We start from the raw sequence: 11109 nt of genomic DNA, 5'->3' as shown, positions 1-11109 counted from the left end.
CACGGCACGCGGACTACAATGCACAGAACGCTTATTTGAACCGAAGGGAATGACAGCACCATGACATCGAACGACGACGCGGCGCCGGGTACGATGCTAGAGCGGGGAGCGGGCGTCGCCGTGTGGCGGCAGATCGAGCAGATACTCGCGAAAGAGATTGCCGCAAGCGGCTTCGGCGACGACGGACGTCTGCCGAGCGAAGGCGAACTGGCGAAGCGCTTCGACGTGAACCGCCATACCATCCGCCGCGCGATGCTGGGTCTCGCGGCCCAGGGGCTCGTCAGCGTCGAGCAAGGGCGCGGCACGTTCGTACAGCCAGGCGCGATCGATTACACCATCGGGCGTCGCACGCGCTTTACGGAAAACTTGCGTCAGCAACATCATTCGCCGGCGGATGCGATGTTGCTATCGGCGGCGCGCGTGAAAGCGGATCCGACTGTCGCGAAGGCGTTGGGTCTGCGAGCGGGGGCATTCGTCTACCGCATCGAGTCGGTGCATGCAGCGGACGGCGTGCCTCTCACATACTCGCGCAGCTTCTATCCGGCTGCACGGTTCGTCGATCTGCCCGACGTGCTCGAACGCAAAGGTGGTATGACCAAGGCGATGGCCGAGTACGGCGTGACCGACTATCTGCGCAAGTGGAGCCGTATCGGCAGCGTGCTGCCGGAGCCGGAAGTCGCGCGGCGTCTTGGCATCAACCGGCAACAACCGGTGTTGTGGGTCGAGAACGTAGATGTCGATACGGAAGGCACGCCCATCAAATACGGCTTCACGCATTTCGCCGCCGACCGCGTGCAACTGATGGTGGAGCACGACGTATGAGCGCGCCTGTTCAGCATGCGTGGAGCGCGCAGGCGCGCTTCGCGATCTACTACGCGCCTGCGCGTGCGTCGGGCTGGTGGGATGCCGGCTCGATATGGCTCGCACGCGATGCCGAGAGCGATACATCACTCGATCCGTATGACGCGCCTGCGCTGTCGCAACCGCTCGCGCAACTGACGAACTCGCCGCGCCGTTATGGCTGGCACGGCACCCTGGTCGCGCCGTTTCATCTCGCGGAGCATGTGAGCGTCGCCGATCTGCTCGAAGTATCGGAAAGCTGGGCGCAAACGCAGATGCCCTTTGCATTGTCCGTCGAAGCGGCGACGCTGGGCGACTTCGTTGCGTTGCGTCCCGCCACGCCATCCGGCGACGAACAGATGCGCGCGCTCGCCGCCGATGCCTTGCGCACCTTCACGCCGCTGCGGGTCGTGCCATCCAAAGCGGATATTGCGAGGCGCATGGAAGCGCCGCTCACGGAACGTCAACGCGAATTGCTCGTCGAATGGGGATATCCGTATGTGCTCGATGAGTTTCGTTTTCATATGACGGTGTCCAATTCGCTCGACAACGCCGCCGATCGCGCCGCGATAGTCGATTGGTGGCATCGCGAGGCGCAGCGTCTCGGGCCGTTGAAAATCGACGGCGCATCGATCTTCGTCGAGCCTGCGCCAGGCGAGCCGTTCATGTTGTGGCAACGGCTCGCGTTCACGGCGAAAGAAGGACAGGAGAACGCATGAAAGGCCGCTTGATCTATGTGGTCGGCCCGTCGGGAGCGGGCAAGGATTCGCTGCTGCACTTCGCGCGCGAGCATGTCGCGGGCACGTCCGTCGTGTTCGCGCATCGCTACATCACACGTGAGACGGGGCATAACGAAAATCACATTTCGTTGACCCGCGAAGAGTTCGAGGCGCGCTCGGCGCAAGGCCTCTTTGCGCTCGAATGGTCGAGTCACGAATTGCACTACGGCATTGGCATCGAGATCGATGCGTGGCTCGCGCGGGGCTGCACGGTCGTCGTCAATGGCTCGCGCGCGTATCTGTCGCGAGCGTTGAAGCGCTATCAGCATCTCGAAGTCGTGCATATTCACGCGGCGCCGGATATTCTCGCGGCGCGTCTGTCGGCGCGTGGCCGCGAAACGCGCGAGCAGGTCGAAGCGCGCCTCGCGCGTCAGGCGCCGTTTGCGCTGCCCGACGGCGCGCATCTGACACATATCGACAATTCCGGCTCGCTCGAAGAAGCAGGCCTGGCATTCGTCAACGTGCTGAAGGGCTTCGCGCGCACGCAAGATCGAAAGCATGCCGCCGAGTCGGCATCGAGTGAAAGCGTCAAGTAAGCTGAAGGCGTCTTACGGGAAAAGCCCCGCGTTGCTATAGTCTGCGGTTTAACGCTGCGCGCAAGACGCAGCGGGCAAACCCCGGAGTACACCCGATGACCGACGCCACCCGCCTCACCGAAATCACCGACCTCGAACCTGCCGCCGCCGCGCTGCGCGACATTCGCCATCACATTCACCACCATCCGGAACTCGCGTACGAAGAGGTCGCAACGGCGGCGCTCGTCGCGGAAAAGCTGGAAGCGTGGGGCTGGCAGGTGACGCGCGGGGTCGGCAAGACGGGCGTGGTCGGTACGTTGAAGGTGGGCGACGGCACACGCAGCATCGGCCTGCGCGCGGATATGGATGCGCTGCCCATCATCGAGCAGACGGGGCTGCCGTACGCGAGCGGCACGCACGGCAAGATGCACGCATGCGGCCACGACGGCCACACGACGATGCTGCTCGGCGCCGCGCAGCATCTCGCGAAGACGCGCCGTTTTTCGGGCACCGTGCATCTGTATTTTCAGCCGGCCGAGGAAAGCGGCATCGACAGCGGCGCGAAGAAGATGATCGAAGACGGCCTGTTCGAGCGTTTTCCGTGCGACGCCGTGTTCGGCGTGCATAACCATCCGGGCGCGGAGCCGGGCAAGTTCCTGTTCCGCAAGGGCGCGTTCATGGCGGCGGGCGACAAGGCGACGATCACGATCGAAGGCGTCGGTGGCCATGCGGCGCGCCCGCATCTGACCGTCGATCCCATCGTGATCGCGTCGAGCATCGTGATGGCGCTGCAGACCATCGTCGCGCGCAACGTGAACCCTTCGCAGCCCGCCGTGGTGACGGTCGGCACGATGCATTCGGGCGTGGCGAACAACGTGATTCCGTCGAGCGCGAAGCTGGAATTGAGCGTGCGCTCGTTCAGCCCGGATGTGCGCGCACTGTTGAAAGAGCGCATTACGGAACTCGCGGAAAGCCAGGCTGCAAGTTATGGCGGTAAGGCGCACGTCGAATATGTCGAGGGCTATCCCGTGGTCGTGAACACGGACGCGGAAACGGAGTTCGCGATCGAGGTGGCGCGCGAACTCGTCGGCGCGGAGAACGTCGAGCCGAACGCGGACATCCTGATGGGCAGCGAGGATTTCGCGTTCATGCTCGAACAGCGGCCGGGTTCTTTCCTGCGCCTGGGCAATGGCGTCGGTGAAGACGGCTGCATGGTCCACAACCCGCACTACGATTTCAACGACCGCAATCTGCCTGTTGGCGCGGCGTACTGGGCGCGTCTCGTGGAGCGCTATCTGGGGCGTTGAACGGGTGTGTTGCGCGCAGGCGTCAAGCGACGTCAGCCGCGCAACGCGACCATGTCCGACACCGACTGCGCCGCTTTTTGCAGCGGCTCTAGAAACGCCTTCACCATCTGCTTCGCGGAATTGCGCTGCGCGTTTCCGCTGATGTTCATCGCGGCGATGATCTGCCCGCGCCGGTTGCGGATCGGCGCGGACAGCGAGATCAGCCCACCCTCCAGTTCCTGATCGACGATGGACCAGCCCTGGCTGCGCACCTGCGCGATCACCTTCTTCAGCTCGTCCTTGTCGGTGATCGTGCGCGGTGTGTGAGCGACGATGGGCGACGCGTCGAGGGTCGCGTCGAGCGCCGCCGGGTCGAGCGCCGACAGCAGCACCCGGCCCATCGACGTGCAATACGCCGGCAAGCGGCTGCCGATCGACAGATTGATCGTCATGATCTTGTGCGTCGGCACGCGCAGCACGTAGACGATCTCCGTGCGGTCGAGCACGGCCGCCGAACAGCTTTCATGCACTTCCGCCGACAGTTCTTCCATGAACGGCTCGGCGAGATTCCAGAACGGCATCGACGTCAGATAGGCGAAACCGAGGTCGAGAATCTTCGGCGTCAGGCGAAACAGGCGGCCTTCGGCTTCGACATAACCGAGCGTCTGCAGCGTCAGCAGTATGCGGCGCGCGCCCGCGCGCGTGAGACCCGTCGCCGATGCGACGTCCGTCAGCGTCTGCTCGGGCCGCTCGGCGTTGAACGCGCGGATCACCGCGAGGCCGCGCGCGAACGACTGCACGTACGAGTCGCCCGGTTTGTCCGGGGCGTCCGTCTCGTTGGCGGGAACGGCTTGTGACGCGGCGGGTACTTTGCTCATGGGACTATGTGAAATCGGTGCAAAACGTCCGGACGTCGGGACGGGCGTTCGTTAGTCTGCGGAAAGCCGTGACGATAGCGCAAGCGCCAGGATTCGCCAACTTTGCGGCGGTTGTGCCGCTGAGCACGTGTGGTGGCGGGTGCCGACCGTCCGAAAGCCCAGCGGAGCGCGCATTCCTGCCGTTTCCGCCACACCTTATTGCCGTTTTCAACGACCCACCCACCCGCCGGCGCGCTTGACAGTCTTTCCGCGCCCCGCCTATTATCGAACCTGAAATGTTCGATAGATGATCGTTTGTTCGAGTATAGAACAAATATTGCTTTATCGGCACGTGTTTCTGGCGCTACCCAATGCGCCGACGCTGGCGCCTTCAACGATACGCCGGCCCCGCCATTACTGGAGACATCTCATGACGGAAGCTTTCCTGTGCGACGCGATTCGCACGCCGATTGGCCGCTACGCGGGTTCGCTGTCGTCGGTGCGCGCCGACGATCTGGGCGCCGTGCCGCTCAAGGCGCTGATGGAGCGCAACAAGGACGTCGACTGGAGCGCCGTCGCCGATGTGATCTATGGCTGCGCGAACCAGGCCGGCGAAGATAACCGCAACGTCGCGCGCATGTCGCTGCTGCTGGCAGGGCTGCCGAAAGACGTGCCCGGCTCGACGGTCAACCGTCTGTGCGGCTCGGGCATGGATGCCGTCGGCATCGCGGCGCGCGCGATCAAATCGGGTGAAGCTGGGTTGATGATCGCGGGCGGCGTCGAAAGCATGAGCCGCGCGCCGTTCGTGATGGGCAAGGCGACGAGCGCGTTCTCGCGTCAGGCCGACATCTACGACACGACGATCGGCTGGCGCTTCGTCAACCCGCTGATGAAGCAGCTGTACGGCGTCGATTCGATGCCGGAAACGGGCGAAAACGTCGCGACGGACTACAACATCAGCCGCGCCGACCAGGACGCGTTCGCGGTGCGCAGCCAGCTGAAGGCGGCGCGTGCGCAGCAGGACGGCACGCTCGCGCAGGAAATCGTCTCCGTGACGATCCCGCAGAAGAAGGGTGATGCAATCGTCGTGTCGAAGGACGAGCATCCGCGCGAGACGAGTCTCGAAGCGCTCGCGAAGCTGAAGGGCGTCGTGCGTCCGGACGGCACGGTGACGGCGGGTAACGCGTCGGGTGTCAACGATGGCGCTGCGGCCTTGCTGCTCGCCAACGCGGAGACCGCGAAGCGCTTCGGCCTGACGCCGCGCGCACGCGTGCTCGGCATCGCGACGGCGGGTGTCGATCCGCGGGTGATGGGTATTGGTCCTGCGCCTGCGACGCAAAAGCTGCTTGCGCGTTTGAATATGAACATTGGACAGTTCGATGTGATCGAATTGAACGAGGCGTTTGCGTCGCAAGGTCTTGCTGTGCTGCGTGCGCTCGGTGTCGCCGATGATGACGCTCGCGTGAATCCGAATGGCGGTGCGATTGCGCTTGGTCATCCGTTGGGTATGAGCGGCGCTCGGCTTGTGACGACGGCGATGTATCAGTTGCAACGCACGCAAGGCCGTTTTGCGCTTTGCACGATGTGCATTGGTGTGGGGCAGGGGATTGCGATTGCGATTGAACGGGTTTGATCGACGGTTGACCAACGTGGGTAAGTAAGTATCGCGTGACGCGGCGTTGAAGTGGGTTGTCACGCGATGCGTGAAGGCTCGTACTGGGTGCGGGCCTTTTTTTTATTGGTTTGCTTGTGTTTGCGCTGGCATCCGCGATTCGTTAGCTTGCTTCAAGCGTCGCCCCTGTGCGGGGCGGCACCTACTTTTCTTTGCCGCCGCAAAGAAAAGTAGGCAAAAGAAAGCGGCTAACACCGCTAATTCTTGTGCTTGCCTGAGGGCCCCCACAGGGTCTTACGCTTCACACGGCAATCACGTGACCCACGTTCGTTGCCAGCACTCTTGCGCTGCGCCTCACCCGCTTCACGCGCCCGCGCTGCATCATGCCGAGCCAGATATTCCACGGCCGCCCAGGTGGCAAACTGTGTGTAGGCCGTAGTGCCTCGCGCGCCTCACGTCGGACCCGATAGCGCACGCTCCACCCTGTAAGAGCGCCGAGCTATACGCCGCGACAACCTACACACAGTTTGCCACCTGGGCGGCACATACCATTCGCTACCGCTAGCACATGTATGGGTATTCGAAGCGGGTGAGGCGCTCATTCGCGAGCGCTGGCAACATACGCTGAACGGAGACGCCGCCGCGTGAAGCGTAAGACCCGTTGGGGGCCCTCAGGCAAATACAAGAGCTGGCGGTGTTAGCCGCTTTCTTTTGCCTACTTTTCTTTGCGGCGGCAAAGAAAAGTAGGTGCCGCCCCGCACAGGGGCGACGCTTGAAGCACGCTAACAAAACGCGGATGCCAGCGTAAGAGCAAAAAACAAAAGCACACCAGCACCGCTTGCGCAGCAAAAAAACCACTCACCGCGACCGCGGCGCAAAGATATCCGCGCCCAGCGAAGAACAGCGCTCGAGCAGGCGCGCAAGCCTGCCCTGTAACGCCACCGGATGCGTGGTCAACGAAAGACGTGCCGGCACATTGCCGTCTGCGCTAATCCACACGCGCTCGCCGCGATGCAACCGAAACGTCTCGCCGATCTGCAACCAGTGATCATACGGCGACGCCGCGCGCGTCAACCACACGCGCGCACCTTGCACGAGAAGCTCCGTGTTCGCATCGACGCGCCACGACATCGTCGCGCCGGGCTGCACTTCAAAGTGGACGACGACTCTCGGCAAACGCTCTTCGTGTGAGCGCGGAAAGCAGAGCGATTCGTCATCGGTGAACTGCTGGCAAGCCTTGTCCATCATGCACTCCGTCAATTGAGCCGGAGAACGGAAGGCACACAAAACAAAAGGCCCCTTCCGTTTCCGGCGGGGCCTTGGGATCGTTTTGCTGACTGCTGCAGATGCTAACGCACGCACGCTCCCATAGGCCCGCCGCGACGGCGTGCCATACGGTTTTTAATGACGTAGGCGTTGGTGATGAAGGTCAGCATGCATTCGAGTTTGTCTTGACGTCGATGTGTTGTCAACCAGTTTTGTCGCACGCGTTGCATCGTCATGGCATTGCCCTCTCGCGGGAAACGAACGTTCGCGTGCTCATGCGCGCGCCTCGGCCAGTTCTTCGGCATGGCGCGATTCGAGCGGCGCGTCGCCCCGGTCTGTGCGCAACGTGTGCCATTGCGTGACTTCGCGTGGTCGCGCGAGCAGATCCACTAGCGCCTCGTGCCAGGCGCGACGGTACGGGCGATGAATCTGCTCTTCGCTCGAATCGTCAGGGCTTTCCCACGTCTCATAGAGCATCAGCCGACACGGCGAATCGGGATCGCGATGCAGCACGGCCTCACGGAAATCCGCCTCGCTTCGCATCGCGTCGAGCACACCGTCGAGCAGCGACATGAAGCGTTCGAGCTTGTCGGGCAACACCTGAAAGCGCACTACGTAGGTCACGTGCATTTCGCACACTCCTGATGATCTTCGTCTATAACTACCTTTATACTCGTCAATAACTGACAACCCATGTCATGAATTAAAAGGAGCGCAAAAATTGGCGACGAGCCGACTCGTTTCGATGCTGTTGATGCTCCAGGTGAAAGGCCGCGTGACCGCACAGGCGCTCGCCGACGAATTCAACGTGTCGATCCGCACCGTGTATCGCGATATCGACCAGTTGAGCGCGGCGGGCGTGCCCGTTTATGCGGACCGCGGGCCGGGCGGCGGCTTCGCCTTGCTCGACGGATATCGCGCGAAACTGACGGGGATCACGCGGGCCGAAGCGGAAACACTGTCGATTGCCGGGCTGACGGGCGCGGCGTCCGATCTCGGTCTGTCGGAGCAACTGCGAGCCGCGCAGCTAAAGCTCGTCACCGCGCTGCCCGATGCCGCGCCCGATACGTCGCGCATCGGCTCGCGGCTGCATATCGATCCCGTCGGCTGGTATCAGCGGCCCTCGCCGACGCCGTGGCTGACGATGCTCGCGGGCGCCGTGTGGGAACAGAAGCGCATATCGATGCAATACCGCACGTGGAACGCCAGCGGCGAAAACGAGGGCGTGCGCGTGCGCGATCCGCTCGGGCTGGTGCTCAAGGGCGGCGAATGGTATCTGGTCACGCGCGTGCGCACGCAGTTGCGCACCTATCGCGTGTCGAGCATCGCGCAGCTCACGGTGCATGACGAAACGTTCGAACGCCCGGAAGATTTCGATCTGCGCGACGAATGGACAGCGGCCGTTGCTTCATTCGAGACGAGCCTGCTGAAGCACACCGCGCGATTGCGGCTGTCGCCGGAAGGGATGACGCGTCTGCATCGCCTCGGCGCGGCGGCCGTCGAACAGGCGCAGATCGCGCCGCCTTCGGAGCAGGACGGCTGGCAGGAAGTGATCTTGCCCGTCGAGCAACTCGGCTACGCGGCCGAGCAATTGCTCGGCCTGGCCGGTCATGTCGAAGTGCTTGATCCGCCGGAATTGCGCGAGCGCTTGCGCAAGCTCGGCGAGCAGATTGCGACGCTCAACGCGAGTTGACTACGACCGCTCGAACGCATCAACTCCGATGCGGCCCGACGATCCCCAGTTTCGCAATCCGCCGATACAACGTCGCGCGCGACATGCCGAGCGCTTCGGCCGCCGCGTTCGGTCGCCATTGATGCCGCGTGAGCGCATCGACGATGCGCGCCCGCTCGTCGTCGAGGCCGGCGAGCGCAGGGCGCGGCGCGGCTTCATCGGGCGCGAGCAACGCCGCCACATCGGGCGACACATGCCGCAACTCGACGCGCGTCGCATCGCACACCGCGCATGCATAGCGCAGCACGTTGCGCAGTTGCCGGATATTGCCAGGCCACGAGAAACGCGCAAGCCGCTCTGCGAGACGCGCATCCAGCGTGAGCACATGTCCCGCGCTTTGCGCTTCTTCATCGAACACGGCACGCACGACATCTAGCACATCGGCGCGCTCGCGCAGCGGCGGCATATGCAGCGTCGCGCCGCTCAGCCGGTAAAACAGGTCTTCGCGGAACGTACCTTCGTCGACCATGCGGGCGAGATCGCGATGCGTCGCGCAGATCACGTCGATATCCACGCGCACAGGCGCATCGCTGCCGAGCGGCAGCACTTCGCCTTCGGCGAGCACACGCAACAGGCGCGTTTGCAGATTGAGCGGCATGTCGCCGATTTCATCGAGAAACAGCGTGCCGCCGTTTGCCTGCGCGATCTTGCCGCGCGCGCCGCGGCTGCGCGCACCCGTGAACGCGCCGGGCGCATAGCCGAACAGCTCGCTTTCGATCAGCGAATCGGGGATCGCGCCGCAATTCACGGCGACGAACGGCTTGGCGCGCCGCGCGCCCGACGCATGCAGCGCCTGCGCGAACACTTCCTTGCCGACGCCCGTCTCGCCGAGAATCAGAATTGGCAGATGCTTGCCCGCGATGCGTAGCGCGACTTCCGCATTGCGCGCGATGCGCGAGTCGCGGCTGTGCAGAAAGCGGCTGATCGCGTCGAGGCTCGTGTCGGCGTGCGCATCGGACGATGCGTTGACGGCGCTCGAGGAAGACACGACGGGCGCGACGCGCGAAGTGCGCTTCAACGGCGCGCGAATCCGCGCATACAGCACGGCGCCCGTCGCGCGCAGACGCAGCGGCACGATCGTATCGGTGCGCGCTACGTCGTGCAGATGCACGGCGGACGTATCGAAGATTTCGTCGACGTGACGCGGCCCGCTCAAGCCCGCGATGCACTCCTGCGCCTTGCGATTCGACGCGGCGATGTTGCCGCATTCGTCGAACGCGATCAGCACTTCCGGTTGCGCCTCGACGAAATTGCGGCTCTGGTGGCCGAAGATCACCCAATGCTGCGTGGTCTGATTGAGGAAGTAGCCGTCTTCGATCAGCGCCGCGCTCTGGCGCACCAGCTGAAACACGAGCCGCTGGCTGTCGCGATTGTCCGGTGATTGCACGGCGGACGCATCGAGAACGCCGATCAGTTCGCCCGTCAGCGAGAAGATCGGTGATGCGCTGCAGGTGAGCGTCGTAAACGCCGCACGGAAGTGATCGGTCTTGTGGACGGTGATGGGCGCGAGATCCGTCAGCACGTTCGCGATGCCGCACGTGCCTTCCTCGCGTTCCGACCAGCACGAGCCGATGTACAGACCTGCATGCTTGAAATCGCCGCGCCGGTCGCGGTCGATGCGGTAGTCGATCGTGACGCCGTGTGCGTCGGTGAGCATCACGCAATAGTCGGCCACGCGGATCATGTCGTGCAGACGCGTGAGGCACTGGCCCGACGCGCGCAGAAACGCTTCTTCCTTGCCTTGCACTTCGCGCAGCTCGGACGTGGTCAGCACGCGCGGCCCGATCACCGAACTGGGATCGAGCTGGTATTGCTCATACGAACGCTGCCACGACGACACCAGACGCGACGAATTGGCGGGCGCGGGCAAGCGTCCTTCGATGGCGCCGCGCACGCGGTCGACGTGCTGCGTTTGAGAGACGTAAGGCATGGTCGGCTCCCGTCTATAACGGACGATACCGGTGGATTGATCGCGCAGGTCCCTGCGGTGCTGCCTTCTGCCGGACCTTCTTGTAGCACATCCCGTCCGCGCAATCACACTGCATTGCAGCACGCGAGACACCTGAGACGATCGTCTCACCCATGTGTGAGACAGCCGTGAGACGCGCATCGTTCGATGCCGCAATGCATGCGCGTCGCGTCTTCGCGCCGTGAGTGCTGTGACAGGCGCGATGTGCGTCATGTGCGCTGCGTCATGCGACACGAGCCGTGCTTGCGTCGAC

10 protein-coding genes are annotated in these 11109 nt (G+C 63.5%); 6 read left to right on the top strand and 4 right to left on the bottom strand.

Annotated elements, in window-relative coordinates; genetic code table 11:
- Positions 1–60: 60 nt before the first annotated feature.
- The 4 genes from phnF to C2L65_RS26595 all read left to right on the top strand — a co-directional run bounded on the left by phnF (position 61) and on the right by C2L65_RS26595 (position 3441).
- The gene (gene phnF / locus C2L65_RS26610) at positions 61–822 is read left to right on the top strand and encodes a phosphonate metabolism transcriptional regulator PhnF (protein WP_042307789.1); all 762 of its coding nucleotides are present in this window, start codon (positions 61–63) and stop codon (positions 820–822) included.
- Positions 819–1559 (top strand): DUF1045 domain-containing protein, encoded by a 741-nt coding sequence (locus tag C2L65_RS26605; protein WP_042307792.1) that lies wholly within the window; start codon positions 819–821, stop codon positions 1557–1559. The genes phnF and C2L65_RS26605 overlap by 4 nt, the downstream gene beginning before the upstream one ends.
- Positions 1556–2155, top strand: coding sequence for a phosphonate metabolism protein/1,5-bisphosphokinase (PRPP-forming) PhnN (gene phnN / locus C2L65_RS26600; protein ID WP_042307794.1), 600 nt, complete (start codon positions 1556–1558; stop codon positions 2153–2155). The genes C2L65_RS26605 and phnN overlap by 4 nt, the downstream gene beginning before the upstream one ends.
- 95 nt (positions 2156–2250) lie before the next feature.
- Positions 2251–3441 (top strand): M20 aminoacylase family protein, encoded by a 1191-nt coding sequence (locus C2L65_RS26595; protein ID WP_042307795.1) that lies wholly within the window; start codon positions 2251–2253, stop codon positions 3439–3441.
- Between the two features lie 32 nt (positions 3442–3473).
- On the opposite strand, the gene C2L65_RS26590 is transcribed toward C2L65_RS26595, so the two are convergent.
- Positions 3474–4298 (bottom strand): IclR family transcriptional regulator, encoded by an 825-nt coding sequence (locus tag C2L65_RS26590; protein WP_042307797.1) that lies wholly within the window; start codon positions 4296–4298, stop codon positions 3474–3476.
- A 409-nt stretch (positions 4299–4707) separates the two neighbouring features.
- Here C2L65_RS26590 and pcaF point away from each other — a divergent pair, with 409 nt between their 5' ends.
- Positions 4708–5910: a 3-oxoadipyl-CoA thiolase gene (pcaF, locus tag C2L65_RS26585; RefSeq protein ID WP_042307798.1), complete on the top strand. Its 1203-nt coding sequence runs from the start codon at positions 4708–4710 to the stop codon at positions 5908–5910.
- 837 nt (positions 5911–6747) lie between these two features.
- Here pcaF and C2L65_RS26580 read toward each other — a convergent pair.
- Both C2L65_RS26580 and C2L65_RS26575 read right to left on the bottom strand, forming a co-directional pair.
- The gene (locus tag C2L65_RS26580; RefSeq protein ID WP_233446548.1) at positions 6748–7137 is read right to left on the bottom strand and encodes a DUF2917 domain-containing protein; all 390 of its coding nucleotides are present in this window, start codon (positions 7135–7137) and stop codon (positions 6748–6750) included.
- Positions 7138–7428: 291 nt separating this feature from the next.
- On the bottom strand, positions 7429–7785 hold the full coding sequence (locus tag C2L65_RS26575; protein ID WP_042316663.1) for a putative quinol monooxygenase: 357 nt from the start codon (positions 7783–7785) through the stop codon (positions 7429–7431).
- A gap of 91 nt (positions 7786–7876) precedes the next feature.
- On the opposite strand from C2L65_RS26575, the gene C2L65_RS26570 reads away from it, so the two are divergent.
- The gene (locus C2L65_RS26570) at positions 7877–8848 is read left to right on the top strand and encodes a helix-turn-helix transcriptional regulator (protein ID WP_042316659.1); all 972 of its coding nucleotides are present in this window, start codon (positions 7877–7879) and stop codon (positions 8846–8848) included.
- Between the two features lie 19 nt (positions 8849–8867).
- On the opposite strand, the gene C2L65_RS26565 is transcribed toward C2L65_RS26570, so the two are convergent.
- Positions 8868–10817: a sigma-54-dependent Fis family transcriptional regulator gene (locus C2L65_RS26565; protein ID WP_042316657.1), complete on the bottom strand. Its 1950-nt coding sequence runs from the start codon at positions 10815–10817 to the stop codon at positions 8868–8870.
- Positions 10818–11109: the final 292 nt, after the last annotated feature.

Origin of the sequence: Paraburkholderia terrae (assembly GCF_002902925.1) — a bacterium.
GTDB lineage: Bacteria > Pseudomonadota > Gammaproteobacteria > Burkholderiales > Burkholderiaceae > Paraburkholderia > Paraburkholderia terrae.
Note: the sequence above shows the minus strand (reverse complement) of the source record. Positions and strands in the feature narration are given on the sequence as shown.

Bases quoted from the DNA above. Each gene is read 5' to 3' on its own strand.
- phnN (WP_042307794.1), top strand. From the start codon at position 1,556: ATGAAAGGCCGCTTGATCTATGTGGTCGGCCCGTCGGGAGCGGGCAAG.
- C2L65_RS26595 (WP_042307795.1), top strand. From the start codon at position 2,251: ATGACCGACGCCACCCGCCTCACCGAAATCACCGACCTCGAACCTGCC.
- C2L65_RS26575 (WP_042316663.1), bottom strand. From the start codon at position 7,785: ATGCACGTGACCTACGTAGTGCGCTTTCAGGTGTTGCCCGACAAGCTC.
- phnF (WP_042307789.1), top strand. From the start codon at position 61: ATGACATCGAACGACGACGCGGCGCCGGGTACGATGCTAGAGCGGGGA.
- C2L65_RS26565 (WP_042316657.1), bottom strand. From the start codon at position 10,817: ATGCCTTACGTCTCTCAAACGCAGCACGTCGACCGCGTGCGCGGCGCC.
- C2L65_RS26605 (WP_042307792.1), top strand. From the start codon at position 819: ATGAGCGCGCCTGTTCAGCATGCGTGGAGCGCGCAGGCGCGCTTCGCG.
- pcaF (WP_042307798.1), top strand. From the start codon at position 4,708: ATGACGGAAGCTTTCCTGTGCGACGCGATTCGCACGCCGATTGGCCGC.
- C2L65_RS26580 (WP_233446548.1), bottom strand. From the start codon at position 7,137: ATGATGGACAAGGCTTGCCAGCAGTTCACCGATGACGAATCGCTCTGC.
- C2L65_RS26590 (WP_042307797.1), bottom strand. From the start codon at position 4,298: ATGAGCAAAGTACCCGCCGCGTCACAAGCCGTTCCCGCCAACGAGACG.